This is a genomic window from Sinomonas humi (assembly GCF_000802235.1).
GTDB lineage: Bacteria > Actinomycetota > Actinomycetes > Actinomycetales > Micrococcaceae > Sinomonas > Sinomonas humi.
Genome location: NZ_JTDL01000123.1, coordinates 57,864 through 83,039, shown reverse-complemented (window position 1 = coordinate 83,039; position 25,176 = coordinate 57,864). Strand labels below are relative to the sequence as shown.

Sequence of the window (25,176 nt, the reverse complement as noted above, 5' to 3'; positions counted from 1 at the left end):
TGACGCAAATTTTCGCTGTTGTTAGTTTCGTCTCATTCGCCTCGGACAACGAGCCCCCTCTCGGACTCAAAACCGAAGGCGACTGAGCCCGGCCAAGCCGGGGACTCAGAGCGCGCCGGACCTGCCGGCCGGCGCTCATCCGGACACAGTGCTGTATCCGCGACGCAAGAGGACTGACATGCGATTCCCATTCAAATCGAAGACCGCTCTCCGGTCGTTCGCTGCCCTCGCGGTAGCGGGTATGGCTGGCCTGGGGCTCGTCGCCTGCTCGGGCGGCAACAACCAGGGCGCGGCCGGTTCGGCGACAAGCGGCACCATCAACTGGTGGGGGTGGACTCCGACCAACACCAACGAGGCGAACGACTTCATCGCCGCATTCAACAAGCAGTATCCAAACATCAAGGTCAACTACAAGCTGGTCGGCATCTCGGACTACCAGGCCTCGATGCGCCCGGCTCTGGCTTCCAACAACGGCCCGGACGTGTACGACCTCCAGCCGGGCGCCTACGTCCAGCAGTTCGGCTCCTACGCCGAGGATCTGAGCTCTACTGCCCAGAGCGCCCTCGGGAGCGACTGGAAGTCGAAGATCTCGAGCATCGCGGTTGACGGCCTCAGCTCCAACGGCAAGCTCACCGCCATGCCCGTGGGCTCGACCTACGCCGGCTCGATCTGGTACAATGCCGACCTGTTCAAGAAGTACAACCTGCAGCCGCCGAAGACGCTCGACGAGTGGAAGCAGGTCTGCCAGACCTTCGCGAGCAACGGCGTCGGCTGCTTCGCCCAGGGTGCAGCCCAGGAGGGCTTCGATCAGGACACGCTGCAGGCCATCTCGAACTCGGTCGAGCCGGGCTACTGGACGAAGGCCTCTCAGGGCCAAGCGAAATGGAACTCACCCCAGATCGCCCAGACGCTCTCGATCTGGAAGGACCTGTTCACGAGCGGCATCATGCAGAAGGGCGCGCTCGGTGCCCAGCAGTACCCTGACGTGAACAACGCCTTCCTCACCGGCAAGTACGCGATGGTGATGATGGGCAGCTGGTACACGCAGTACGCGACCCAGAATTCGATGACCCAGGCCCTCGGGTCCGCGGGGGTCGCGGGTGCCAAGCCATTCCCGATCTTGCCCATGCAGTTCCCCGATGTTGCCGGCAAGGGCAACACCTCGGAGATGTTCGGTGACGCCGACTACGGCCTGGCCGTGGCCAGCAAGTCGAAGAACAGGGCTGCCGCCGAGACGTTCGTAAAGTGGATGACCGCCAGCACCAACGGCCAGCAGGTCGTAGCCAACCGTCTCGACACCACCTCCGTCTTGAAGGGCGTTTCACCCGACTTCAACACGATCAAATTCGTCGACCCCGCCCTGCAGAGCGGCCCCGTCAACGACTACCTGAAGAACGCGTCGTCGGTCGACGAGCATCGCTTCGCTCTGCTCAACTCCGATATCGAGAACGCGTTCCTGGCCGCCGCGCAATCTGTAGCCAGCGGGAGTGCAACCCCGCAGGGAGCCGCAGCAACGCTGCAGCAGGCCGCAGACGCGGCGAAGGCGAACCAATGACCGTCTCCACCTCGGAGCGGTTGACCCGCGCGGTCGGCTCCACGAGCCGGCCGCGCGGCCGCCGCCTTCAAGCATCAGGCCTCCCGTGGATCCTGCCCGCCCTCGTTCTCGGGGTGGGGCTCATCTACTACTGCATCGGCTACACCGTCTACATTTCGGGCCTCAACTGGGATGGCGCTAGCCCCGACCCGCTCTCGGTCGGGTTCAAGAACTACCTCAACATCTCCCACGACCCAGTGTTCTGGAAAGCCGTCTGGCACACGGCGATCTTCTTCGTCGTCACCTTCGTGGTGCAGACCGCGCTCGGCGTGATCTTCGCCGTCATCATGCACTCGCGCATCAAGCTCGCGATGCTCTACAAGGTGATCATCTTCGTGCCGGTCGTGCTGGCTCCCGCCATCATGGCCCCGGTGTTCCGCCAGATCTTTGCGGCGAACGGCCAGTTCAACTCGGTCCTCAGCCACCTCGGCCTTGGCTTCCTCGCCCAGCCTTGGATCGGCCAGGAGTCCACGTCGCTGCCGGTCATCATGGCGATCACCATCTGGCAGTGGACCGGGCTCACATTCGTGCTGTACTACGCCGCCATGAGCCAGATCGACCAGACGTACATCGAAGCGGCCCGGATCGACGGCGCAGGGAACCTCCGGGTGCTCTGGAGCATCATCTGGCCGAACCTGCGCGGAACCACAGTTTCGCTCGGGATCCTGAGCGCGATCGGCGCCCTCAAGACGTTCGACGTCCCGTGGCTCGTGACCATCGCTGGGCCGAACAATTCGACCCAGTTCCTCGGCACGTACATCTATCAGATGACCATCCAGCTGGCACACGTCGGCTACGGCGCGGCGCTTTCCATCATCCTGCTGGTCGTCGCCCTCGTGATGGCCATCATCCTGCAGGTCGTCGGGCGTGAGAAGGCGGATCGGTGATGTTCGAAGTTCGCAGATGGTGGGCCAAGGGGCTCCTGCAGCTCATCGCAACGCTCCTGGTACTGCCCTACCTGTTCCCCCTCATCGCGATGGTGCAAGGCTCGCTCGCCGGAGACGGCTGGGCCAACTACCGCGACGTCCTCCAAGTGCCCGGCTTCTTCCGCTTCTTCCTCAACAGCGCGCTCATCGCGGCCGGGGTCATCGTGCTCGTGTATGTCGTCACCATGCTTGCGGCCTACGGCTTCGCGAAGCTGCACATCCGCTTCCGCGAGGTCTACTTCTGGATGCTCCTCGCGTGCCTCACCCTGCCCGAGGTCGTGCTCCTGACGCCGCTCTTCACCACGACTCAGGCCGTCGGGCTGTTCAACACCTATTGGGCAGTGATCCTGCCCTTGGCCGCGCTGCAGGTGCCATTTGCCGTGCTCCTGACGCGCAACTTCATCCACGGGCTTCCGGACGAGATGTTCGAGGCGGCTCGGGTCGACGGCGCCAATTCCTTCCGCGGCTTCATCCACCTGGTCATCCCGCTGACCAGGCCGATCGCCGCCGCAGTGCTGATCTTCACGCTCATCGGGGCTTGGAACGACTACCTGATGCCGCTTGTCTTCCTCCAGTCGCAGGACATGCAGACCATCACCCTGGTCCCCCAGTTCTTCGTGGGCGAGTTCAGCAACGACCAGACGAAGATCCTTGCGTCCGCGGTCCTGACCGCGATCCCCGAGATCGTCGCGTACCTGTGCCTTCAGGGCCTGTTCGAGCGCGGCCTTTCGGCCGGCGCTATCAAGTGATCAACTCCTAGGAGAACGAATGCCACTAATTCAGGTCGACCTCGAGCGCGGGCTCTACGAAAGTTCCCACGAGGCCATCTCGTCCGCGATCCACGACGCCCAGATCGAGGCGCTCGGGATCCCTGCCGACGACCGTTTCCAAGTCTTCCGGCCCCACGCGGAAGGCGAGCTCAAGTTCGATCCCGGGTACAACGGCGTCGACCGGCGGAGCCTCCTGCTCATTCAAGTCACGGCAGTGCACATGTATCCCGTCGCCGTGAAGCGCAAATTCTTCGAAACGGTGGTCGCCAAGCTCGCGCCTCTGGGTGTTCGGGCGGAGGATGTGCTCATCTCGCTCGTCGAGAACGGCTTCGAAGACTGGTACGCAGGCAAGTGAAGGAAGAAGATCAGATGCTTCAGTACGACGCGGCACCCCTCAGGGTGCTGTTCCTTGGCGGCACCGGGACCATCAGCGCCTCATCCGTGCGGCTCGCCGCGGCCCACGGCATGGCTGTCACCGTGCTCAACCGAGGCGCCAACAGGGCGGGCCGCTCGCTGCCATCCGAAGTGGAGCAGCTCACGGGCGACGTGACGGACAGCGATTCCGTCAGGGGAGCCCTCGGAGACCGCACCTTCGACGCCGTCGTCAACTTCCTCTCCTACGACGAGGACGACGTCGCGCGCTGGGTCTCGCTGTTCTCCGGCCGCACCCGGCAGTACGTCCACATCAGCTCGGGCTCGATCTACGCCAAACCGGTACTCGTCACGCCGATCACGGAATCGACGCCGGTCGGACCGAACCCACCCCTCCCGTACGCGACCGCGAAATGGCGGGCCGAGCTCGCGCTCGCCCGCGCGTACCGCGAGCAGGGCTTCCCCGTCACCGTGATCCGTCCCTCCCACACGTACGACGACGCGAACCCGCCTTTGCCCGGCGGCTGGACAGTCATCGACCGCATCGCCCGCGGTGCCGAGATCCCGGTCCATGGCGACGGGACTTCGCTCTGGACGCTCACCCACGCTGAGGACTTCGCACAGGGCCTCGTCGGGCTGCTCGGCAGCGAGCGGGCGATCGGAGAGACGTTCCACATCACAGGCGACGACGTCCTCACGTGGGATCAGATCTACACCCTGTTCGCCACGGCCCTCGGGGTTGAACCTCGCCTCGTGCACGTGGCCAGCGAGCTCTATCCGGTCGTAGCACCCGAGTGGTTCTGGTCCGGCGAGTTCATCGGGGATCTAGGCCATTCGGCGGTCTTCGACAACTCGAAGATCCGTCGCTTCGTGCCGGGCTACGCCCCGCGGCTCACGTTCGAGCGGGCGGTAAGGCGGATGCTCGAATGGCGCGACGCTCACCCCGAAACCGCAAAGGGTGACGCCGCGACTGAGGCCATCCTCGATCGCGTCGTCGACGCCTACCACGCCGCCCACCAGGCGTTCGCCGACCGCGCCCCGGCACTCGCGGAGGACGCCTCGTGACCATGACCCCCCGGCCCCTGGGCTCCACCGGCCTCGAGGTCACCCCCCTCTGCGTGGGCACAAGCCCGCTGGCCAGCATGCCGCGGCTCTACGGCTACGACGTGAGCGACGAGCGCGCAGTAGCGACCATAGAGGCCGTCCTCGACAGCCCGATTCGCTTCATCGACACCTCGAACGGCTATGGCGAGCACGGGGAGGCCGAGAAGCGGATCGGCCTCGCGCTCGCCGCACGCGGAGGCCTCCCGGCCGACGTCGTGCTTGCGACGAAAGTCGACCCAGACCCGGTCACGGGCGATTTCTCGGGCAAGCGGGTTCTTGCCTCCTATGAGGAGAGCCTCGAGCGGCTCGGGGTCGACCGGGTGCCGCTGCTCTACCTGCACGACCCCGAGCGGATCTCCTTCGAGGAGGCCGTCGCGCCCGGCGGCGCTGTCGAGGCCCTCGTTCGGCTGCGTGACGAGGGAAGGGTCGACTACATCGGTGTGGCAGGGGGTCCTGTACGGCTGCTCGCGCAGTACCTTGAGACGGGCAAGTTCGACGCCCTGCTCAGCCACAACCGCTACACCCTGTTGGACCGATCGGCACAGTCCTTGTTCGCCACCGCACGCCAGCGCGGCATCGGCGTCGTCAATGCTGCTCCCTTCGGCGGGGGCATGCTCGCGAAGGGTCCCGACGTGCAGAGCAAATACGGCTACGGCGAGCGCGACGAGCGCATTGCCGACGCCGCCCGAGCCATGGCCGCGGCCTGCGCTCGGCACGAGGTCCCGCTCCCGGCGGCCGCGCTGCAGTTCTCCCTCCGTGCGCCGTTCATCGACGCGACCGTGGTTGGCGTCTCGTCTCCAGAGCGGGTCGACCAGACCCTCGAGTACGCGGGCCTGGAGATTCCGGAAGGGCTGTGGGCCGAGCTTGAGACGATGGTTCCGCCGAGCGATTTCTGGTTGGACTGATGGAGGGCACATCTCTGCGGGTCGGCCTGTTGGGTGCCGCCGGCATCGCCCCTGCCGCGATGATCAATCCCGCACGACGACGGAACGACGTCGAGCTCGTGGCCGTGGCCTCCCGGCGTCGTGCGCCTGAATTCGCCGAGCGGCACGGAATTCCCACCGCTTACTCCCGGTACGAAGATCTCCTTGCCGACGATTCGATCGAGCTCGTCTACATCGCGCTGGCACCTTCAGAGCATGCGCGCTGGACAATTGCGGCCCTCGAAGCCGGAAAGGACGTTCTCTGCGAGAAGCCGATGGCAATGAATGCGTCGGAGGCAAAGGCTGTCCTGGCCGCAGCAGAACGAACAGGCCAAAGGGCAATCGAGGCCTTCCACGACTACTACCACCCCCTTCAGGCGTGGATCCGCGACTTTCTCGAATCCCGTACGCTCGGCTCGCCGATTTCGGTCAAGGCAACATTCAATGGCGCGAACCCGTTCGATCCGGCGTCGATCCGCCATGTTCCCGAACTCGGTGGCGGGGCGCTCATGGATCTCGGCTGCTATCCGGTGCACTGGGTGCGGACCCTGTTCGGCGAGCCCCGGGTCACCCACACAACTGCAGGACTGAACCGTCTGGGAGCGGACGTGTGGATTGAGGCGCTTGTTGAGTTCGACGGCGGCATGCACGACGGCGGGGTGCCCGACGGGGCGGTCCACGACGACGCCGTCCACGGCGTCGTGAGCGCGAGCATGGAACCCGACGTCAGACTCGAATCGAGCCTCACTGTTGTCTGCGAAAGGGGAACGTTGCGCGTCGAAAACCTCGTCTTCCCTGCTCGTGGGCATTCGATTCGCGTTGAACGTGACGGCGTCACCCACATTTCGACGGTCGCCGGCCTGGATACCTACGACCATCAACTCGCGGCAGTGATTGAAGGCCTGCGTTCGCGGAAGACGCTCGCGACGGAAGGCCTGGACTACGTTCGCAATATGGAAGCCATCGACGCGATCTATGCGATGGCAGGAATTCGATAAACGCCCTCGGAAGGAAGCATTCATGTCCTCTTCAAGTACTGCCCTCGCGGGCCCTTGGAGCGACCCGGCTCGGCCTGCCGAGGAACGCGCGGCCGCATTGATCGCCGAACTCACCATCGAGGAAAAGGTGGCCCAGCTCTACGGAGTATGGGTCGGGGCCTCCGACCAGGGCGGCGAGGTCGCTCCCCACCAGCATGAGATGGAGGAGGGAGTCGACTTCGATGAGCTCCTGCCCTCCGGACTCGGGCAGCTCACGCGGCCGTTCGGGACTGCTCCCGTGGACCCGGCGCTCGGCGCACTGTCGCTCATGCGGACGCAGCAGCGGATCATGGCCGAAAACCGGTTCGGGATTCCCGCCCTCGCCCATGAGGAGTGCCTTGCGGGTTTTGCGACTTGGGGTGCGACGGCGTATCCGGTGCCGCTCTCGTGGGGTGCCACGTTCAACCCGAGCCTCGTTCAGCAGATGAGCTCGAGCATCGGCCACGACATGCGTTCGGTTGGCGTCCACCAAGGGCTCGCCCCCGTCCTCGACGTAGTCCGGGATCCGCGGTGGGGCCGTGTCGAGGAGACCATCGGCGAGGATCCGTACCTTGTCGGCAGCATTGCCACCGCCTACATCAAAGGGCTCGAGAGCGCCGGCATCGTCGCCACCCTCAAGCACTTCGTCGGCTACTCGGGGTCGAAGGCGGCGCGTAATCTCGCGCCCGTCTCGATTGGGCGTCGCGAACTGGCCGACGTCCTGCTGCCGCCGTTCGAAATGGCGGTCCGGGAGTCCGGCGTCCGGTCCGTCATGCACGCCTACACCGATATCGACGGCGTGCCCTCCGCTGCTGACCAGGAGCTTCTCACGGGGCTGCTTCGTGATACTTGGGGCTTCGAAGGGACGGTCGTCGCCGACTACTTCGGGATCGCGTTCCTCCGGACGCTGCACGCTATCGCCGCCACGTGGGAGGAGGCCGCGGAACAGGCCCTGACGGCGGGAGTCGACGTGGAACTCCCGACCGTCAAGGCGTACGGTGCACCTCTCATACAGGGCGTGCGGGAGGGCCGGATCAAGGAAGAGCTCCTCGATAGGGCTCTCAAGCGGGTGCTCACCCAGAAGATCCAGCTCGGCATGCTTGACCCGAAGTGGTCGCCGGTCCCGCAGGCGCTGGAAGGCACTGACCTCTCCGACCCATCCGCTCTCCGGGAGACCATCGATCTGGACAGCTCTCGGAACCGCGCGCTCGCGCGAGAACTGGCTGAACAGGCCGTGGTCCTGCTCTCCAATGACGGAACCCTTCCGCTGACAGCCCCGAAGCGCGTCGCGGTGGTCGGCCCGACCGCAGACGACCCGATGGCCGTCCTCGGCTGCTACTCCTTCCCCGCCCACGTCGGGGCGCAGCACCCGGAGACGCCCCTCGGACTGCGCCTGCCTACCCTTCTCGAATCCCTCAAGGAGGAGTTCCCGGCGAGCGAGATCAGCTTCGTCCGCGGCACGAGCATCGACGGGGGCGAGACCGATGAGTTCGCGGATGCCGACCAGGCCGCCTCTGACGCAGATCTCGTCATCCTCGCCCTCGGTGACCGAGCTGGCCTCTTCGGCAGGGGAACCAGTGGGGAGGGCTGTGATGCTGGTTCGCTGGCCCTGCCCGGGGCTCAGCAAGCGCTCCTGGAGCGGGTCCTCGCAACGGGGACGCCCGCCGTCGTCGTGCTTCTCTCGGGGCGACCGTACGCGCTCGGTGGGGAGACGTGCTCTGCCGCCGGAGCGATCGTCCAGGCCTTCTTCCCGGGTGAGGAGGGAACGGGCGCCGTGGCCGGCGTCCTGAGCGGAAGGGTCAATCCTTCGGGACGGCTCCCCGTCAGCATTCCGCGCCGTCCCGACGCCCAGCCCTCCACCTATCTCGCGCCCGCTCTGGGACGCAAGACCTCCGTCTCGAACATCGATCCAACCCCCGCCTTCGCGTTCGGGCACGGACTCGGCTACACGAGTTTCGAGTGGAGCGATCTCGAGGCGGATGCTGACAGCATTTCGACCGACGGAATGGTGCGGCTCACGGTGCGCATCCGGAACGTGGGCACCCGGAGCGGGTCGGACGTCGTCCAGCTGTACCTGCATGACCCCGTCGCGTCGGTCGTGCGCCCCCTCCAGCGCCTGATCGGCTACCAGCGGATCGAGCTGGATCCTTCCGAAGAAGCGCTCCTCACATTCGAGGTACCGGCCGAGCTGGGCTCGTTCACGGGGCGTGACGGGCGGCGGATCGTTGAATCCGGTGAGATCGTCCTCGGGCTGGGCCGCTCCAGTGCGGATATGGCACTCACCCATACGGTGACACTGACCGGCCCGACCCGGGCAGTGGATCACACTCGCGCCCTGCACCCGGTTTGCACTGTCTCAAGGAGTAGCGCCCGAAAGTGAAGGTGTTTGAGTCCGAAATGTTTCAAATTTCGAAGGTCGAAGAGCCTTCCCGAGGGGAGGAAGATCAAGGGAAGTTCCTTCGAAAGTTTTTCGCTACCGTTTGTTCGCGCATAGCTCGAATGGAAGGATGGAGCCATGGCTTCTACTGATTCACTGACATCCCCTGTGCTCACTTTCCACGACGGCAACAAGATCCCGCAGCTGGGCTACGGCGTTTGGCAGGTCGAGGACGAGGTCGCTGAGCGCGTGGTCGGCGAGGCGTTCGAGGTCGGTTACCGCCACATCGATACCGCCGCGATCTACGGCAACGAGGCGGGCGTGGGGCGCGCGATCGCCTCCTCGGGCCTGCCCCGCGAGGACCTGTTCATCACCACCAAGCTCTGGAACGCGGATCAGGGCGCCGGGAATGTTGTCCCGGCATTCGAGGCTTCGCTGGACAAGCTCGGCCTCGATTACGTCGACCTCTACCTGATCCACTGGCTCCAGCCCAAGCGGGGCCTGTACGTGGAGACGTGGCAGGAGCTGGTCAAGCTCCAGGCCTCGGGACGGGTCCGCTCCATCGGCGTCTCGAACTTCACCGTTGAGGCGATCCAGGAGATCGAACGCGAGAGCGGGGTCCTGCCAGTTATCAACCAGGTCGAGACACACCCCTACTTCCCGCAGGGCGAGCTGCGCGCATTCGAATCTTCCAGCGGAATCCTCCACGAGTCGTGGTCTCCGCTCGGGCAGGGCAAGGACCTCCTGGCCGACCCGGCGCTCAAGGCGATCGCGGACAAGCACGACGCGAGCATCCCGCAGGTCGTGCTCGCCTGGCACCTCGCCCTCGGGAACGTCGTGATCCCCAAGTCGGTCACGAAGGAGCGCATCGCGCAGAACTGGGCCTCGCTGAACGTCCGCCTCGACTCGGAGGACCTCGCGGCGATCGCCGCGCTCGACAAGGGCGCGGCCGGCCGCATCGGAGCCGACCCCGCGGTCAGCGACTTCGCCTAATCCGCTTCGGGTCGTCTTCCCCTCCCCCTACGTCCCTCCCCCGACGCTTGCGCCGTCACTTCTGCAGGGTGAAAGCCCGCAGAAGTGACGGCGCAACGTTTTAAGGAAGGTCGTAGTTTTACGGAAAGTCGTGTCAGAGCGTTTGCGCAGCAGGGGCGCGATCGAGCATCTCGCGACCCGAGAGGCGCCGGAGCCGGTAGGTGGCGAACCATACGAGGCCGGCGACGACGGCCCCGACGTAGTAGGAGAGGTCGCCGATCTGGGGGAACGCCTTGGCGATTGGACCGGTGTAGATCGAGGACATCCAGAACGGCGAGGAGAGGACGACTCCCGCGGCCCACGCCACGAAGCCCCATTCGAACTTTCGCTTCTTGTCGAAGAGCTCTCGCAGGCCTCGCTCAGTGCGGCGGCCGCCGAAGAGGAAGTCGCACACGAGGACCGCGACGTACGGCGCGATGCAGTAGGCGGTCAGGTTCAGGAACGCGGTGAAGCCTTCGTTGAAGCCCGCTTGGCCCCAAAGGGCGACGAGATAAGAGGCGATGCAGATGAAGATAACGCCCGTGTGCCGCTTCACCGGAATACCCATGGTCTGGATGGAGATCGCTCCGCCGTAGACATTCAGGAAGTTCTGGGTGAACGAGGAAAGGGCGACAATGCAAAGGCCGATGGGGGCCCAGGGCCCCATGAGCTCCTTGAGGGCTCCGATGCTGTCCGAGGCCGTCGCCGTCGAGCCGAGGATCGTGCCGAGGACGCCCATCCAGATCATCGTGACCGCGTTGCCCAGCATGGTCGCCCAGCCCGCGCCCCGCCGGTTCCCTGGAGTGTTCGGGAGGTAACGGGAGTAGTCGGAGGCGAAGGGCATCCACGCCACGATGAACGAGAAGAACCAGCCGAAGAAGATGATCCATCCGCCGACCCCGTCGAAGCCCTTCGCCGCGGTGTTGACGTCGTTCACGATGCGGCCGTTCACGGCGCTCACGGCGGTGATGAACAGGAATCCGACGACGAGGACGTAGGAGAGGATCCGCTGCAGGAAGTGGATGAGGTTGTAGCCGATGACGGCGACTCCGAGCTGGATGCCCATGAGGACGAGGGACGAGAGCCAGAACGGAATGCCCGTGAGGAGCGCTATGGCCTTGCCGCCGAGAATCACGGTGACCGCCGCCCAGCCGATTCCGGCGAAGACGTTGACGTAGGCGACGGGGAAGAGGTTGCCGATGAAGCCGAGCGGGCCGCGGCCCTGCATCTGCTGAGGGACGCCGAGGCGGACGCCCATCGATGAGAGGTAGCCCATGCCGGCCGACGACGTTACACCGGCGAGCACGATGGCGAGCACTGCCGCCCAGAAGGGCAGACCGAAATAGGCTGCGCTGAAGCCGAGGACGACGATGGGAAAGTTCATCCCGGCCGCGAACCAGAGGAAGAACTGCGAGCGCGGCTTCCCATGACGTTCGACGTCGGGGATGTGCTCGATGCCGTAGGGCTCGATCTTTGTGAGGCTGTCGCGATATCCGCGGTCTTCGGCGATGCTGTCTTCGCTCGCCCCTGCGCGGAGGGTATCTGGGCTCATTTTTGTCCTAAGGTGGAAGTGCACGCCTGCGTGCACTGCTTGTCTGAGCAGATCGGGCTCGGCGCGGCTGCTGTCCTGTGCGAGGTCTCAGTCGCGCCGGTGCCTTTCTAGATTTCGACGAGTTTGCCGCCGTCGAAGAAGTGGCCGGCCTTGTAGACCATGGGCGCGGTGCCCTCGACCTCGGCGTGGCGGACGCGGCAGATGAAGACGGTGTGAGTCTTCGCCTGGAAACGCTCCTGAATCTCCGCTTCGATCGAGGCTGCGGAGCCGTCGATGAGGGGGCTCCCGTTAGGCCCCTCGTGCCAGTCCACCTCCGCGAACTTGTCCGCCGACTTCGAGGCGAACACGCCCACGGTGCCGCGCTGGTCGGCGCCGAGGATGTTGATGCCGAGGTGGCTTGAGGAGAAGAGAGCCGGGTAGGTGCTCGAGGTCTTCTGGACGCAGACGAGCACGAGCGGTGGCTCAAGCGAGACCGAGCAGTAGGCGTTGGCCGCGAGGCCCTTGGGCTTGTCTCCTTCCTTGGTGGTCACAACCGTGACCCCAGTGACGAATTGACGGTTGAAGGCCTTCATGGTGTCCAACCCGGGTTCTGCGGGGTCGTCGTCCGACGACGGGACGATCGGGGCGGCTATCCCGCGGAGGGGGCGGATGCCCAGTCCGGCAAGCAGTTCGCTCCCGTCCCAGGTGACCGTCTCCTTGAGGATCCTCCGGTTCGCATCGAGCACAAGGATGTTCGAGCCGCGGGTCTGGACGGTCAGGCCCGTTGCCGGGACGCCGAGGTATCCGTGGGTGTGCGTTCCTGTCGAGGTCCAGAAGACCGCGACCGTGCCCTCGCCCTCGACGACGTCGTCGATAGTCGTGCGCAGATCAGGGAAGGCCTCCCTGACCGCCGCGATCTCTGCCTTGAGACCGGCGAGATCGATTGAGGTTCCCGTCGCCTTGCTGGTGCGGGTGTAACCGACCGCCATGAGCTGGTCCAGCGCGTCAAGGTCGCCCTTGTCCCACGCAGCGAGCCAAGCAGAGGTGATGAGCGGTTCAAGCGTCTGTTGCATACCAACGAAGGTAAGGCAGCTCACAGCACTTGGTCAATGACCTCCCGGAAAATCAATAGAACTGCCTCACTATCAGGCTCGGGAACCAGAATTGAGGAAGATCTTGACGGGCTTCATGCATGCAACCTACGCTGTGATGCATGCAAGATGCTTTCAGTCTCGTCCCTGATAACGGCGCGCAGGCAGGCCTCCTCGACCGCATTCGCCAGCTCGTCCTCGGAGGCGAGTTCCCTCCAGGCGCACTCCTGCCCGAGGCCTACCTCGCACAGGAGTTCGAGGTCAGTCGGACGCCGGTGCGCGAGGCGCTCAAGCAGCTCCAGCACGAGGGTCTCGTGGAGATCCGTCCGAAGGTCGGAACCTTCGTGCGGGAGCCCACACGGAGGGAGATCGTCGAGCTCTTCCAGCTCAAGGAATCCCTCGAAGGTCTTGCGGCTTCCCTTATGGCCCGCCGGGGGGAGGTGCCGGAGCTCGCAGTCCTGCGCCGCAATCTCGCAGACTCCGAGGAAGCTGTGGCCGACGGGGACAAGGACGGCTACGCCCGCCTCGTGCACGAGTTCCACTGGGCGATCGTGCACGGCTCGGACAACCGTAAGCTCGTCGAGCACTACGAGCGGCTCATGAACCAGCTGGCCTACCAGCGGCTCGTGCTGCGCACCGTCGAGCATCCCGGGCGCATCGCTGCGTCCACTCAGGAGCATCGCTCCGTGCTCAAGATGATCGAGCACAAGGACCCCTTCGGCGCCGAGTCCGCCATGAGGAACCACGTCTACGCATCGTCCCGTGAAGCCCTCATGCCGGAGTCGTCGCTGAATCCCGCCCCCCGGAACTGAAAAGAACCCCTCAATCAATCGAAGGACACGCAATGCGCTTCTCAATCTTCCACGGCCTCGGAGCCCCCGGCGATCTGGCCAACTACCAGCAGCACATGGAAAACGCCCGCGAATACGCCAAGGCCGCCGACGAAGCCGGCTTCTGGTCCGTCTGGTACACAGAGCATCACTTCGGCCACGAGGGGCAGGAGCTCACTCCCAACCCGATCCTCATGGGCGTGGACGTCGCCGCAAGGACGAAGAACATCCGGATCGGCCAGGCCGCCTCGATCGTGACCTTCTGGCACCCGCTCCGTCTCGCCGAAGACCTCGCCCTCCTCGACCAGCTTTCGGGCGGCCGGCTCGAAGTCGGCGTCGGCCGTGGCCTCTACGGCCGCGAGGCGGTCAACCTCAACCCCGCCGCGGACCCACGCGACCAGGAGAAGAACCGCGCCCTCTTCGCCGAGACCATGGAGGTGCTCCAGAAGGCGTGGAGCAACGAGTTCTTCAGCCACAAGGGTGAGTTCTACGAGTTCCCGGCCCCGGGGGTGAAGTGGAGCCACCCGATGTCACCCTCGACACCGGAGTTCACCCAGGACGGTGAGATCACCAAACTCGCCGTGATCCCGAAGCCCGTTCAGAAGAAGCTGCCGCTGTGGCAGGTCATCGACACCCCGCGTTCAATCGTCGGAGCGGCCGAGGCCGGGGTCCAGGGCATCTTCTGGCTCCCTCCCGTCAGCGCGCTCAAAGGCCGCTTCGAGCTCTACCGCGAGCACGCCTCCAGGGCCCAGGGTCGAGAGGTGCCGCTCGGCGAGGGCATCGCGCTGGTCCGCGACGTCTATGTGGCCGACACAATGGAGCAGGCTCGCGCGGAGTTCGAAGAGGCAGTCATGAACTCCTATCGCTGGATCACCCATTGGCGCGGCCTCTCGAACCTCATGGAGGAGGGCGAGGAGCTCACCCCGGAGCACAAGCTCGACTTCGACTTCCTCCTCGAACGCAACCAGCTGGTCGGCACACCCGACTACGTTGCCGAGAAGATCGAGGAACTCCAGAGCGAGCTCAACCTCGAGCACCTCATGCTCTGGACCACCCATCCGGGACTGAAGCACAAGAACGCCATGCGCAGCCTCGAGCTGTTCTCCGAGAAAGTCATGCCCCGTTTTGCGTAGCCTTCCTGAGAACCCGGAGGAGCTGATCCGCAAGATCGTCTTCTTGCGGGAGGAAATCCTCCTTGAGAACGGTGCAGCTCCGCTCGTCCCGGCAGCACGCGCTGCCGCAGCCGCCGTCGTCGTCAATCCCTGGGCTGGACTCGGCCCCGACTCCGACCTCACAGAGGCCGCGCAATGGCTCGCCCCCGCCATCGCAGGCGCCCTCATCGAAAGGCTCCTCTCAGGGCTCGGCGGACCGGACGCCGTCGAAGCCTTCGGCAAGGGAGCGATCGTCGGGACGGCCGGCGAGATCGAGCACGGCGGCGCCCTCATCCACACCCCCTATTTCGGGAACCTGCTCCGAGAGTCGCTCGAAGGCACCTCGATCATCTGCTTCGCCGATTCGCGGGGGGACGCGGGCGAGGCCCTCGTCGTGCCGATGTGGCACAAGACCGCCGCAGCTACCCGGAGCCACTATCAGACGGTCGATATCCGCATCCCGGATGCCCCCCTAGCCGACGAGATCGTCGTCGTTGCGGCCGCATCCACTGGACCCCGACCCCACGCCCGAATTGGAGACCGGAAGACAGACACGCCGGTCTCATGGAGCACCCTCGTAGGAGCAAGCAGATGAACGTCAGGAAGATCGTCACCCTCATCGACGAGACGGCGCGCGAAGGCGGCCGCCCCGTGAATCCGGCGGCCAGAGTCGCCGTCGTCGCCGCTGTCATCGAGAACCCGTGGGGCAATCAGCCCTTCGTCGAAGACCTCAGCGAGGGCATCCAGGACAACGCCTCCGATCTCGGCGCACTCCTCGCGCCGCGCGTCATCGAGGCGCTCGGCGCGCCCGTCGAAGCCTATGGAAAGGCAGCCATCGTGGGGCTCGACGGCGAGATCGAGCACGGTTCCGCACTCATCCACACACTCCAGTTCGGCGACCACTTCCGCAAAGCGGCAGAGGCGACCACCCTGCTGCCGGCCGTGGAGAAGCGTGGCCGGGCGGGCGTCACGTTCGACATCCCGCTCAAGCACAAGACCGATGCGACGATCCGCTCGCACCATCAGAGCATCGAAGTGCGCATTCCCGACGCCCCCCACCCGGGCGAGATCGTCGTCGCTCTCGCCGCCGCCGCGCAGGGGCGCCCGCAGCAGCGCCTCGCTCCGCTTTCGAGCGAGAAGTAGCGTGGACGAGCCCGTCGTCCTCCTCCACGGAGTAGGGCTGGACAGCTCGATGTGGGATTCCCTGCTCGCGGATGGAGCGCTCTGGCTGGCCGGGCGCGAGGTCATCGCCCTTGACCTGCCCGGCCACGGCCAGGAACCTCCGCTGCGGCGGCCGACCAGCTTGGCAGAGATGGCGGACGACGTCGCACGGCGGCTCCCGCCGAAGGCTCACCTCGTCGGGTTCTCACTAGGCGCCCTCATCGCCGAGGAGCTGGCGGCCCGAATGCCCGAACGCATCCTCTCGCTCGTGTGCGTCAGCTCCGTCTGCGAGCGCACTGAAGCGGAGGGCGCCGCCGTCGAACGCCGACTGGACGCTGCCCGAGGCGACTTCATCGCGAGCGCCGAGGCCGCCGTCGAACGCTGGTTCCCGGAACCGGACCGTGTCTCACCAGACCTCGTCGACCAAGTGCGCCGTGTACTCCTGGCCAATGACCACGAGTCCTACCTTCACGCCTACGAGGTCTTCGCCACCGGCGACCGCGACGCCGCGAAGGCCCTGCCGCTCATCACGGCCCCGACCCTTGCGGTCACTGGCAGCGATGACCCCGGCTCCACTCCCGGCATGACCCTGCGCCTGGGTGCGCTTGTCCCCCATGCGCGCACGCTCATCGTTGACGGCGCCCGGCACATGCTCCCCCTCGAACGGCCGGAGGAACTCGCCCGCCTCATCGCGGAGTTCCTCGACGAAGCTGAAAGGAAGATCCACCATGCCCACACGGCTTGAGCACTTCATCGGCGGCCGCCCGATGCCGCCGACCGAGGGACAGTACTTCGAAAGCACCAATCCCGCGACCCTCGAAGTCCTCTACGAGGCGGCGCGCGGAACGCAGGCCGATGTCGAGCTCGCAATCGAGGCCGCCTCAAAGGCCTTCGATGGCCCTGACTGGTCCAACCTGACCCCCACCCGCCGCGGCCACCTCCTCCGCCGGCTTGCCGACCTCGTCGGGGAGCACGGGGACGAGCTCGCGCGCCTCGAGACCGAGGACAACGGAAAGCTCCTGCGTGAGATGAAGGGGCAGCTGCGGACGCTGCCCGAGTACCTCTACTACTACGCGGGGCTCGCCGACAAGGTCGAGGGGAGCCAGATCCCTGGGATGGATCCCGCGATCCTGAACTACACGGTGCGGGAGCCGCTCGGCGTCGTCGGCGCGATCACGCCGTGGAACTCGCCGCTCACGCTCACGGTGTCCAAGCTTGCCCCAGCGCTTGCGGCCGGGAACACGCTCGTCATCAAGCCCTCCGAGTACACGTCCCGGACCATCGTCCGGCTCGCAGAGCTCGCCTCGGAGGCGGGGTTCCCAGACGGGGTGGTGAACGTCGTCACCGGCTTCGGCCGCGAGGCCGGTGCAGCGCTCGTGGAGGATCGGCGGATCGCGAAGATCAGCTTCACGGGTTCGACGGCGACCGGGCGGGCCATCGCTTCGTCGGCTGCCGCCCGCTTTATCGGCTGCACGCTCGAACTGGGCGGCAAGAGCCCGAACATCGTGTTCGAGGATGCCGACGTCGCGAGCGCCTCTCTCGGGGTGGTCGCCGGAATCTTCGCCGCGGCGGGACAGACCTGCATCGCGGGAAGCCGCGTGTTCGCGCACCGGTCCGTCTACGACGAGCTCGTCGAGCGGGTTGCGGAACGGGCCCAGCGGATCGTCATCGGCGACCCGCTCGAGGACACGACCGAACTCGGACCGCTCGCCTTCGGCGACCAGCTCAACAAGGTCGAGTCCTACGTTCGGCTCGGCGTGGACGAAGGCGCGACGGTCTCCTACGGTGGACAGCGCCCCGAAACCGACCTGCCGGGCTACTTCTACTCCCCCACAGTCCTCACCGATGTGGACAACCACATGCGCGTGGTACGTGAGGAGATCTTCGGGCCTGTCGCGGCGATCATGCCTTTTGACACCGAGGAGGAGGTGCTGCGCCTGGCAAACGACACCGAGTATGGGCTGGCGGCCGGTGTGTGGACCAAGAGCCTCGCCCGAGCCCACCGCATGGCAAGGCATCTCGAGGCGGGCACCGTGTGGGTCAACACCTACCGCGCGATGTCGCCCATGTCCCCGCGTCAGGGCTTCAAGTCCAGCGGAGTCGGAATCGAGCACGGCCTCGAATCGATGCACGAGTACACGCGCCTCAAGAGCGTGTGGATCAACACGAGCGAGGAACCCGTCGCCGACCCCTTCATCATGAGGAACTGACTATGCCGCTGATCGATGTATCCATTGCCCGCGGACGCAGCCCCGAGCAGCTGCGGGCCCTCATCTCTGCACTCCACAAGGCTGCGGAGGAAAGTGTCGGCGCGGTGCCGGAGAATACGACCGTGATCATTCGGGAGGTTGACGCGGAGCACTGGTCGAAGGCGAACGTGACTATCGCGGAGCGTACCGCCCAGGGGAACGCTTCGCATGAGCGTTAGGTAGCCCGTGCCCATTGCCGATGTGCGAGGCCTCAACCTGTACTACGAGGAGCACTCCTCGACAGGGTCAACGCGTTCCTGTCACCCGCGCCTTGAGCGCCTCCGGAATGAGCGCGCGCACCGTTTCGGGTTGGTCTGAGAGAACCACAATGTCGACTCGCCGGTTCTGCTCGTGCTCCGCCTCGGTCTTGTCCGCGTTGACGGGCCGGGACGAGCCATAGCCGGTGGCGCCGACGCGCGGGCCTGGGAGCCCGTCCTGTTCGACCATGTAGCGGAGCACCTTCGTGGCACGCTCAGTGGAGAGCTCCCACACCGAGGGGTAGGCGGTGATGGCATTGGCAGCATGGCCCTCGATCGAAACCTCGAGGTTCGTCGGCACGATGGCGGGGGTGACGGCGTCGAGCACCTGATGCGCGCGTTGGGTGAGCTCCGAGCTGTCGGGCTGGAAGAACGTTTCAGAGCCGACGAGCTTGACGGTCAGGCCACGCTGGTCGATCTGGAACTGGACGTCCTGGGCGAGACCCTCGGCAGTCAGGCGGTCGTTCATCTGCTTCTCGAGCGCGGTGAGTCGATTGACCTCCTTGATTGCAAGATCAAGATTCGTGAAGCCCTGCGCGTCTTTGTTCGCCTGATCCGGGGGTACTACCGTTCCAGTCGCCGTATCGATCTTCTGGGTGACCGTGGTCCCAAACCCGGTGGCGAGCGAATTCCGCAGCTTGTCGAATTTGTTCTGGTCCACCGTGGACATCGCAAAAAGCACCACAAAGAGGCAGAAGAGGACCGTGATCATGTCCATATAGGAAATGGCCCAGCGCTCGTCGACGTGGAAAGGCGCCGGCTTCTTCAGCGGACGACGACGACGCGGGCTCACGCTGCGGCCCTCACGTTCTCCTTGGCGTCGGCTTTCCCCTTGCCTTTGAAGTGGTGGTCGGGGACCATCGCGCGAAGACGGTCTGCAAGGAGCATGGGCTGTGCCCCCTCCTGCACCGCGAGAATGCCCTCCATGACGAGCGTCATCCGCTCGATCTCGAGTTCGGAGAGCCGCGAAATGCGGGACGAGAACGGCAGCCAGATGAAGTTTGCGGACAAGAGGCCCCAGAGCGTAGCGACGAAGGCGCTTGCGATCATTGGGCCCAGACTCGTGGGGTCGGAGAGGTTCTCGAGGACGTGGGTGAGGGAGACGACCGTGCCGATGATGCCGATTGTGGGCGCGTACCCGCCGAGCGCAGCGAAGAACCGGGCGTTGGCCTGATCTGCCCGCGAGCGCGTGCCGATCTCGTCCTCCATCATGATGCGGAGTTCCTCGCCGTCGGTACCGTCCGCGACGTTCTGGAGGGCCCGCGCCAGGAACGGGTCCTTCGCATCGGTCGCTTCGGACTCGAGCGAAAGAAGCCCCTCGGCACGCGCCTTCTCCGCGAGGGCGATGATGCGGTCGATGCTCTCCTGCGGCTTCGAAGCCTTGCCCATGAGCGCCTTCGGCATGGCCTTGAACGCCTGGAGCGTGTCCTTGAGAGTGTTGCCGGCCAACCCCACGGCGAGCGTCGCGCCGAAGACGAGGATCATGGGCGGCGGAAGGAGGAGCGCCGTGACGCTCGCGCCTTCCATGGTCACGATCGCGACCACTGAGCCGAAGGCCAAGACGAGGCCGATGACGATTGAAGGATCCATGGGGCCCTCTCCTAGTGCTCTCCGGGCCGCGGAACCAGGCTCAGGTGCTGGCCCTCGAAGGCGGGCAGTCCACGGGCCGTCGCGAGAACGAGGGCGCGGTAGCCGGCGACCAGATCGATGACCTCGGCGAGGCTCTCCTGCACCACGTACGTCGTGCCCCCGACCATGACGAGCGTCGTGTCCGGATTCTCCTGGACGCGTTCGATGAGATCAGGATTGACCGCAAAGCGGGACCCGTTGAGCCGGGTGACAACGATCATGGGGCCATTTCTCGTGGGACGGTGCGGTGACGATTTCCCTCTCCCCTATCGGCCGAGACTCCCGGCCAGTAAGTGTGATTACTGCCCCTCGGTCAGAGCGGGCCATCCGGGTAGATGCTGCGCGTCTCCGAGCGCCGGTAGCGGCGCGGGAAAAGGGACACCCGGAGGCGCGGCAAGGCCTTGAGGATCGAGAGCGCGACGTACAGCAGAGTATTGATGGCCACGAACGTCATCAGGACGTTGAACGTGTTTGTCGCAAGGATCGACTGCGGAAGGAGGACGCCGAGCGGGACCATTACGCCACCTTTGACTTTGCGAGATGCTTCCACGTGGCCTTCTGGCCGCGTGTGATGTCCAGGATGCCCTTCACGTACACGACGTTGAGGAACATGTCGAAGAGCAGCTCGGGCAAGATCGTCGCCGCAAGCAGGCGGGCTGCCCAGCCGCCCTTCCAGACCGTCACAACCCGCTCCACGATGAACAGGGATCCGAGGCCGAGCCAGAACGGGAACCAGACCCAGGAATCGACGGCGAGGACCATGATGGCGAACAGCACGAGATACGCGCCAAGCGCGATCACGCTGTAGCCGATGCCGACCTGCTGGGCCCAGTAGCGCAGCGTCTGAGGCGTAACCCCATACGCCCCGAGATTCTCGAGGGCTCCGCGCTGCCAGCGGAGTCGCTGCGCCCACAGCATGCGCCACGTCGGCATCAGTTCAGTCTCGACAGTGCACTGCGAGGGCGAGATCGTGAGGCCGCCGAGGGACTTGATCGCAAGCGTGAGCTCGTTGTCCTCGGTGAGGGCGGCCGTGTCGTAGACGTCACCGTTGCGGCCGGGAAGCTGGACACCGCGGCTCTCAGCAACGGCGCGCAGTGCAGCGGGGCGGAAGACAGACGCGGTTCCGGTGAGGACGAAGACGCGCCCTCGCCGCCGCTGGATCTCCCTGCTGTAGCGGAGGTACTCGTTGCGCTGGAACTGTCCAATGAGGCCGTGGCCAGGCTCACCGTAGAAGAGGCCGCCGACGGCCATGAGAGCGCGATCGTCGGTGAAGCGACGCGACGCCTCGGAAAGGAATCCGCCGTCGAGCGTGGTATCGGCGTCCATGACCATGACGACGTCGTTGTCCCCTTGGGAGGGCAGCACCTCGCGGAGCGCCTGGTTCAGGGCGCCGCCCTTCTTTTCCCTGTTGCCCGATGACTCGAAGACTTCAACCCCGGCGCGGCGGGCGACGTCCACCGTGCCGTCCGTACAGTTGTCGGCAACCACGACGATCCGCTCGGGCTGCCGGCTCTGGGCGAGCAGCGACGCAAGGGTCGCAGGCAGCGATGCCTCTTCGTTGTGGGCAGGTATGAGCACCGTGAACGTCACATGGCCTGCGAACGCTCCCCGTGTCGCAGCCATGATGGTCTTGGGCGCGATCGGGCGCGTCCTGACGTGGACTGGTGTGCGGCGGGCCCGGTTCGCGATGATGCGTTCCGTGAAGGCAACGGCGGCGCCGAGGATGACGGCAACCGCGACTGCCGCGACGACGACGCGGGTGTCGGGAGCGTGGGCGTCGTACAGGACGGTCCATACCCCGGCGAGGCTGACCCTGACGGGCGCCCACAGCGTGGGCGGCTCGCTCGCTGCGACGCCCCACCAGAGAAGAGAGGCTGCACCGGCGACGGCTGCAAGGATGAAGAGTCCTACAAGGCGCTGAAACCAGGAAGTGCGCACCGATCAAACTTACCAGCGCGTAGCATGTGAAATGTACATGTCCAATTGTCGAGGAAGCGGCAGGAGGGGATCAGTGGTCAAGATGGGTCCTCCTGTCGAGTCTGTCGGCGAGCTCGGCGTCGCGATCCCGGTTGTTCCAGCTGACGCTCCCGTCAACGTGGTGGACGAGCTGTTCCGACACGACCGGAATTTGCGGGCAGTTGCCGTCGCGCGCCGGGAGGGCCCTTGGGGGATTCTCACCCGCGGCCAAGTCGAGTACCAGCTCTCGGGACGGCTCGGCTACGGCCGGGCACTGCACGCCCGTAGTACAGCAGCCCGACTCGTGCCGGAATACCAGCTCGTGGTCGCCGGAGATATCGGGCTCGAAGAGGCCGCCGACCTCGCGCTCGCGCGGCCCGAGCCCGTGCGTTACGACGACTTCCTCCTCTTGGGTGAAGGCGGACCGCGCGCCGTCGCCGTCTCCCGCGTCTTCGAGGAGCTCTCGGCAAGACTCCGCCACGCCGCCTGGCATGACGCCCTCACGGGCCTACCCAACCGCCGCTGGCTCTCGGAACAGGGCACCTCTTTCCTCGCATCCTCGGACCCCGAGCGAACTGCCATCCTCTACATCGACCTCGACAACTTCAAGACGGTCAATGACACCCACGGCCACGACGTGGGAAACGAGGTCCTCGTACAGTTCAGCAGGCGACTGCAAGCCTCGCTCCGCACGAGCGACGTCGCGGTCCGCCTCGGCGGGGACGAGTTCATCGCGCTCCTGGCCGACATCTCGGAGCTGGACGCGCAGAGGGTCGGTCAGCGGGTTCTGGACGCGATCCTCGAGCCGCTTCCGTACGGCGAGTATTCCCTCCAGCTCTCGGCCACTATCGGCCTCGTCATGGGCAAGGAGGTCGAGGGGGACGACGCGCTCGGCCCGCTCGACGCCCTCCTGCGGCATGCCGATGGGGCCATGCTCGCCGGGAAGCAGCACGGCAAACAGCGCGTCCAGCGCCTCGACCGTCGGGAAAGCGACCCGTTCGCGCGGCTCGCGCAGATCAGGCGTCGCCTCGCCGAGGCGATCGAAGAAGACGCGTTCGATTTCTCCTTCGAGCCGGTCCTCGAACTCACGAGCAACTCGTGTTCCGACCTTCAGGCACGACTCAGCTGGGACACACCCGAGCTCGGGCTGCTGAGGGCCGACGAATTCATGCCGGTAGCCGACCGCAGCGGTGAGGGCCAAGCGATCGGTCGCGGCGCCGTCGACCGTGTCTGTGCCCAGGCCAGAATGCTCCGTGACGAGGGCAGGCCGAGCCGCATCGCGCTCGATGTCTCCCCCGCCTGGCTGTCCACGGGAAAGCTGGCCGAAGACGTGCTTGCCGCGTTGGCCAAGCACGAGCTCCCTGGCGCCGCCCTCCAGCTCGACTTCAGCGGGCGCATTGGCCTCGTCGACCCTGAACAGGCGAGCGGTCAGCTCAAACGGCTGCGCAGGGCAGGGGTCGAGATCGCGCTCGACCATTACGGGAGCGAGCAGGCGACAGTCGCGTTGCTCCGCAGTCTGCCCTTCAGCGTGCTCAACGTTGCCCCGTCGCTCGCGGCGCGAGTGGACGTCGACCCGACGGACGCTGTCATTCTCGGGGGCGTCGTCAGCATGGGCCACGCTCTCGGGATTGCAGTAAGCGCTCCTGGAATCGAACGGCCCGGGCAGCTTGAGGTCCTGCGGGAACTCGGCTGCGACCGGGCACAGGGGCCGCTCATCACAGAGTCGCTTCGAGTCTCCTTCGCCGCGCGCAGTGAGATGGTTTGCTTCGCGGACGAGGGCGCCCCTAACGTGTCATAGAGGTCCGCCGCCCACAGCTTGGACTGTCACTCAACAACACAAGGGGAGGAAAGAGCGCCGTGCCTCCGCTCGTCTGGCAAGACCGATCGCGCGAGGTGCTGCGAGCGCTCGAATCCGCTCTCGGCGCGATTGGGCCCGAGCGCAAACCTCCGGCCATGCTGCTTGTGAGCCTTGATTCCTTCAACTGGATCACGTACAACCTCGGCCCGAATGAGGGCGACCGCATCGTCGCCGAGGTGTTGCGGACGTTGTCCGAAGCGGTGGGGCAGCGCGGCCTCGCCGCCCAGCTCGACCGTGACGAGTTCGCCGTCCTCCTCGAGAACGCCACCGTCGCCGAGGCCCGTCGGCTTGGCGGTGCCATCCAACGAGGGATCCGCAACGTCGACAGCGGCCGGTCTGGACCCATTCTGAGCGTCAGCATCGGGGTGCGGGGAGCGGAGATCGGGCAGCCTGCGAACGAGGTTATTCGAGAGGCAGGGGTCGCCCTCGACGCTGCGAAGGCCGAGGGCCGAGGCCTCGTCAAGGTCTTCGAGCCGTTCATGCTGCACGCCCTACAGATTCACCGGACGATCATCACCGACCTCACCGACGCGATCCGGGATGGCCGCATCGGCACTGTCTACCAGCCGATCGTCGGCCTGCACTCGGGCCGCATCGAGGGTGTGGAGGTGCTCGCGCGGTGGACTCATCCGGCGCTCGGCCCCGTGCGGCCGGACGAATTCATCCCGCTCGCCGAGGATCTCGGAGTCGCGGGCGAACTTGATCGGCATGTTCTGGCGGAAGCGCTCGCGCAGCTCAAGATCTGGCAGGAGACCCTCGACCTCTCCGACGACTTCACCGTGAGCGTCAACATCACGCCTGCTGAGCTCCAGCACTTCGAGTTCATTGAACAGGTTCGTCACGCGCTCGAGGATGCTGGCGTCGAGCCGCGACACCTCACCTTGGAGCTCACCGAAGCCTCCTTCGTCGCTGGCGACGACGTCGACACTTATTCGCTGCATGGGCTCCGCCGACTCGGTGTAGGGCTCGACATCGATGACTTCGGGACGGGCTATTCGTCGATCAGCTACCTGCGGCGACTTCCGGTCACCCGGGCGAAGATCGACCGCTCGCTCCTCGGCAACCTTGTCGAGGACGTGGGCCAACGGCGGTTCCTCAACGCCGTCGTCAACCTCGTCACCGCGTGCGGGCTGACGACTGTCATCGAGGGCATCGAGACGGCCGAGCAGGCCGAGATCCTCCGACGCTTGGGGGCGACGTCGGGTCAGGGCTACTACTTCAGCCGCCCCCTGCCGGCCGAGGCGATGACCGAGCTCCTCGTCTCCGGGCTCCCGACCGCCGTCGTCCGCTAGTCCATCAACCCTTGCTTGCCACGGCAGCCGGGAGGGTAATGGAGCTACCGGTACAGTCGAGAAACGCAAAGGTCGCAC

Annotated in this window: 25 protein-coding genes; 18 read left to right on the top strand and 7 right to left on the bottom strand. The window is 65.6% G+C overall.

Features of this window, described 5'->3' with window-relative positions:
* The first annotated feature begins 178 nt into the window (after positions 1-178).
* The 9 genes from LK10_RS12680 (at position 179) to LK10_RS12640 (ending at position 10,075) form a co-directional block, all read left to right on the top strand.
* A complete protein-coding gene (locus LK10_RS12680; RefSeq protein WP_052207293.1) occupies positions 179-1,555 on the top strand; it encodes an ABC transporter substrate-binding protein in 1,377 nt (458 codons plus the stop codon).
* Positions 1,552-2,481: a carbohydrate ABC transporter permease gene (locus LK10_RS12675; protein ID WP_043124205.1), complete on the top strand. Its 930-nt coding sequence runs from the start codon at positions 1,552-1,554 to the stop codon at positions 2,479-2,481. Before LK10_RS12680 ends, LK10_RS12675 begins: the two co-directional genes overlap by 4 nt.
* Positions 2,481-3,269: a carbohydrate ABC transporter permease gene (locus LK10_RS12670; RefSeq protein ID WP_043124204.1), complete on the top strand. Its 789-nt coding sequence runs from the start codon at positions 2,481-2,483 to the stop codon at positions 3,267-3,269. Before LK10_RS12675 ends, LK10_RS12670 begins: the two co-directional genes overlap by 1 nt.
* Positions 3,270-3,288: 19 nt before the next feature.
* Positions 3,289-3,645, top strand: coding sequence for a tautomerase family protein (locus LK10_RS12665; protein WP_043124202.1), 357 nt, complete (start codon positions 3,289-3,291; stop codon positions 3,643-3,645).
* A 14-nt stretch (positions 3,646-3,659) separates the two neighbouring features.
* Entirely contained in the window at positions 3,660-4,727 is a 1,068-nt protein-coding gene (locus LK10_RS12660) for an NAD-dependent epimerase/dehydratase family protein (RefSeq protein WP_043124200.1), read from the top strand.
* Between the two features lie 2 nt (positions 4,728-4,729).
* Positions 4,730-5,671: an aldo/keto reductase gene (locus LK10_RS12655; RefSeq protein WP_043124198.1), complete on the top strand. Its 942-nt coding sequence runs from the start codon at positions 4,730-4,732 to the stop codon at positions 5,669-5,671.
* Positions 5,671-6,687, top strand: coding sequence for a Gfo/Idh/MocA family protein (locus tag LK10_RS12650; RefSeq protein WP_043124196.1), 1,017 nt, complete (start codon positions 5,671-5,673; stop codon positions 6,685-6,687). Before LK10_RS12655 ends, LK10_RS12650 begins: the two co-directional genes overlap by 1 nt.
* Positions 6,688-6,709: 22 nt before the next feature.
* A complete protein-coding gene (locus LK10_RS12645) occupies positions 6,710-9,085 on the top strand; it encodes a beta-xylosidase/alpha-l-arabinosidase (RefSeq protein ID WP_043124194.1) in 2,376 nt (791 codons plus the stop codon).
* A 135-nt stretch (positions 9,086-9,220) separates the two neighbouring features.
* Positions 9,221-10,075 carry an aldo/keto reductase gene (locus tag LK10_RS12640; protein ID WP_043124192.1) on the top strand — a complete coding sequence of 285 codons (855 nt, stop codon included), beginning with the start codon at positions 9,221-9,223 and terminating at the stop codon, positions 10,073-10,075.
* Between the two features lie 133 nt (positions 10,076-10,208).
* On the opposite strand, the gene LK10_RS12635 is transcribed toward LK10_RS12640, so the two are convergent.
* Both LK10_RS12635 and LK10_RS12630 read right to left on the bottom strand, forming a co-directional pair.
* Complete coding sequence (locus LK10_RS12635; protein WP_043124190.1) at positions 10,209-11,645, bottom strand: purine-cytosine permease family protein; 1,437 nt, start codon at positions 11,643-11,645, stop codon at positions 10,209-10,211.
* Positions 11,646-11,752: 107 nt separating this feature from the next.
* The gene (locus LK10_RS12630; protein ID WP_043124188.1) at positions 11,753-12,697 is read right to left on the bottom strand and encodes a flavin reductase; all 945 of its coding nucleotides are present in this window, start codon (positions 12,695-12,697) and stop codon (positions 11,753-11,755) included.
* A gap of 140 nt (positions 12,698-12,837) precedes the next feature.
* Here LK10_RS12630 and LK10_RS12625 point away from each other — a divergent pair, with 140 nt between their 5' ends.
* The 7 genes from LK10_RS12625 to LK10_RS12595 are packed head-to-tail and all read left to right on the top strand — an operon-like array spanning position 12,838 to position 18,285.
* On the top strand, positions 12,838-13,527 hold the full coding sequence (locus LK10_RS12625) for a GntR family transcriptional regulator (RefSeq protein ID WP_052207292.1): 690 nt from the start codon (positions 12,838-12,840) through the stop codon (positions 13,525-13,527).
* 32 nt (positions 13,528-13,559) lie between these two features.
* On the top strand, positions 13,560-14,678 hold the full coding sequence (locus LK10_RS12620) for an LLM class flavin-dependent oxidoreductase (RefSeq protein ID WP_043124187.1): 1,119 nt from the start codon (positions 13,560-13,562) through the stop codon (positions 14,676-14,678).
* Positions 14,671-15,291, top strand: coding sequence for an amino acid synthesis family protein (locus LK10_RS12615; protein ID WP_043124185.1), 621 nt, complete (start codon positions 14,671-14,673; stop codon positions 15,289-15,291). Before LK10_RS12620 ends, LK10_RS12615 begins: the two co-directional genes overlap by 8 nt.
* Positions 15,288-15,839 (top strand): amino acid synthesis family protein, encoded by a 552-nt coding sequence (locus tag LK10_RS12610; RefSeq protein WP_043124183.1) that lies wholly within the window; start codon positions 15,288-15,290, stop codon positions 15,837-15,839. The genes LK10_RS12615 and LK10_RS12610 overlap by 4 nt, the downstream gene beginning before the upstream one ends.
* Position 15,840: 1 nt before the next feature.
* Positions 15,841-16,602 (top strand): alpha/beta fold hydrolase, encoded by a 762-nt coding sequence (locus LK10_RS12605; RefSeq protein ID WP_043124181.1) that lies wholly within the window; start codon positions 15,841-15,843, stop codon positions 16,600-16,602.
* Complete coding sequence (locus tag LK10_RS12600) at positions 16,586-18,067, top strand: aldehyde dehydrogenase (RefSeq protein ID WP_043124179.1); 1,482 nt, start codon at positions 16,586-16,588, stop codon at positions 18,065-18,067. Before LK10_RS12605 ends, LK10_RS12600 begins: the two co-directional genes overlap by 17 nt.
* A gap of 2 nt (positions 18,068-18,069) precedes the next feature.
* Positions 18,070-18,285, top strand: a complete 216-nt coding sequence (locus tag LK10_RS12595; RefSeq protein WP_043124177.1) for a tautomerase family protein — start codon at positions 18,070-18,072, stop codon at positions 18,283-18,285.
* A gap of 67 nt (positions 18,286-18,352) precedes the next feature.
* On the opposite strand, the gene LK10_RS12590 is transcribed toward LK10_RS12595, so the two are convergent.
* From LK10_RS12590 to LK10_RS12570, 5 genes are all read right to left on the bottom strand, one after another.
* Positions 18,353-19,156, bottom strand: a complete 804-nt coding sequence (locus LK10_RS12590; protein ID WP_043124175.1) for an OmpA/MotB family protein — start codon at positions 19,154-19,156, stop codon at positions 18,353-18,355.
* A complete protein-coding gene (locus tag LK10_RS12585) occupies positions 19,153-19,953 on the bottom strand; it encodes a motility protein A (RefSeq protein ID WP_043124174.1) in 801 nt (266 codons plus the stop codon). The genes LK10_RS12590 and LK10_RS12585 overlap by 4 nt, the downstream gene beginning before the upstream one ends.
* Positions 19,954-19,964: 11 nt before the next feature.
* Complete coding sequence (locus LK10_RS12580) at positions 19,965-20,213, bottom strand: flagellar FlbD family protein (RefSeq protein ID WP_043124172.1); 249 nt, start codon at positions 20,211-20,213, stop codon at positions 19,965-19,967.
* A 92-nt stretch (positions 20,214-20,305) separates the two neighbouring features.
* The gene (locus LK10_RS12575; protein ID WP_043124170.1) at positions 20,306-20,509 is read right to left on the bottom strand and encodes a hypothetical protein; all 204 of its coding nucleotides are present in this window, start codon (positions 20,507-20,509) and stop codon (positions 20,306-20,308) included.
* Entirely contained in the window at positions 20,509-21,930 is a 1,422-nt protein-coding gene (locus LK10_RS12570) for a glycosyltransferase family 2 protein (RefSeq protein WP_043124169.1), read from the bottom strand. Before LK10_RS12570 ends, LK10_RS12575 begins: the two co-directional genes overlap by 1 nt.
* 82 nt (positions 21,931-22,012) lie before the next feature.
* Between LK10_RS12570 and LK10_RS12565 the strand changes: the two genes are divergently transcribed.
* The gene (locus tag LK10_RS12565) at positions 22,013-23,746 is read left to right on the top strand and encodes a putative bifunctional diguanylate cyclase/phosphodiesterase (protein ID WP_231567755.1); all 1,734 of its coding nucleotides are present in this window, start codon (positions 22,013-22,015) and stop codon (positions 23,744-23,746) included.
* 59 nt (positions 23,747-23,805) lie between these two features.
* Complete coding sequence (locus LK10_RS12560) at positions 23,806-25,098, top strand: putative bifunctional diguanylate cyclase/phosphodiesterase (RefSeq protein ID WP_052207291.1); 1,293 nt, start codon at positions 23,806-23,808, stop codon at positions 25,096-25,098.
* Positions 25,099-25,176 lie beyond the last annotated feature (78 nt).

Bases quoted from the DNA above. Each gene is read 5' to 3' on its own strand.
- LK10_RS12635 (WP_043124190.1), bottom strand. From the start codon at position 11,645: ATGAGCCCAGATACCCTCCGCGCAGGGGCGAGCGAAGACAGCATCGCC.
- LK10_RS12670 (WP_043124204.1), top strand. From the start codon at position 2,481: ATGTTCGAAGTTCGCAGATGGTGGGCCAAGGGGCTCCTGCAGCTCATC.
- LK10_RS12645 (WP_043124194.1), top strand. From the start codon at position 6,710: ATGTCCTCTTCAAGTACTGCCCTCGCGGGCCCTTGGAGCGACCCGGCT.
- LK10_RS12660 (WP_043124200.1), top strand. From the start codon at position 3,660: ATGCTTCAGTACGACGCGGCACCCCTCAGGGTGCTGTTCCTTGGCGGC.
- LK10_RS12600 (WP_043124179.1), top strand. From the start codon at position 16,586: ATGCCCACACGGCTTGAGCACTTCATCGGCGGCCGCCCGATGCCGCCG.
- LK10_RS12565 (WP_231567755.1), top strand. From the start codon at position 22,013: ATGGGTCCTCCTGTCGAGTCTGTCGGCGAGCTCGGCGTCGCGATCCCG.
- LK10_RS12655 (WP_043124198.1), top strand. From the start codon at position 4,730: ATGACCCCCCGGCCCCTGGGCTCCACCGGCCTCGAGGTCACCCCCCTC.
- LK10_RS12575 (WP_043124170.1), bottom strand. From the start codon at position 20,509: ATGGTCCCGCTCGGCGTCCTCCTTCCGCAGTCGATCCTTGCGACAAAC.
- LK10_RS12650 (WP_043124196.1), top strand. From the start codon at position 5,671: ATGGAGGGCACATCTCTGCGGGTCGGCCTGTTGGGTGCCGCCGGCATC.
- LK10_RS12610 (WP_043124183.1), top strand. From the start codon at position 15,288: ATGAACGTCAGGAAGATCGTCACCCTCATCGACGAGACGGCGCGCGAA.
- LK10_RS12625 (WP_052207292.1), top strand. From the start codon at position 12,838: ATGCAAGATGCTTTCAGTCTCGTCCCTGATAACGGCGCGCAGGCAGGC.
- LK10_RS12680 (WP_052207293.1), top strand. From the start codon at position 179: ATGCGATTCCCATTCAAATCGAAGACCGCTCTCCGGTCGTTCGCTGCC.
- LK10_RS12640 (WP_043124192.1), top strand. From the start codon at position 9,221: ATGGCTTCTACTGATTCACTGACATCCCCTGTGCTCACTTTCCACGAC.
- LK10_RS12595 (WP_043124177.1), top strand. From the start codon at position 18,070: ATGCCGCTGATCGATGTATCCATTGCCCGCGGACGCAGCCCCGAGCAG.
- LK10_RS12665 (WP_043124202.1), top strand. From the start codon at position 3,289: ATGCCACTAATTCAGGTCGACCTCGAGCGCGGGCTCTACGAAAGTTCC.
- LK10_RS12675 (WP_043124205.1), top strand. From the start codon at position 1,552: ATGACCGTCTCCACCTCGGAGCGGTTGACCCGCGCGGTCGGCTCCACG.
- LK10_RS12585 (WP_043124174.1), bottom strand. From the start codon at position 19,953: ATGGATCCTTCAATCGTCATCGGCCTCGTCTTGGCCTTCGGCTCAGTG.
- LK10_RS12630 (WP_043124188.1), bottom strand. From the start codon at position 12,697: ATGCAACAGACGCTTGAACCGCTCATCACCTCTGCTTGGCTCGCTGCG.
- LK10_RS12620 (WP_043124187.1), top strand. From the start codon at position 13,560: ATGCGCTTCTCAATCTTCCACGGCCTCGGAGCCCCCGGCGATCTGGCC.
- LK10_RS12580 (WP_043124172.1), bottom strand. From the start codon at position 20,213: ATGATCGTTGTCACCCGGCTCAACGGGTCCCGCTTTGCGGTCAATCCT.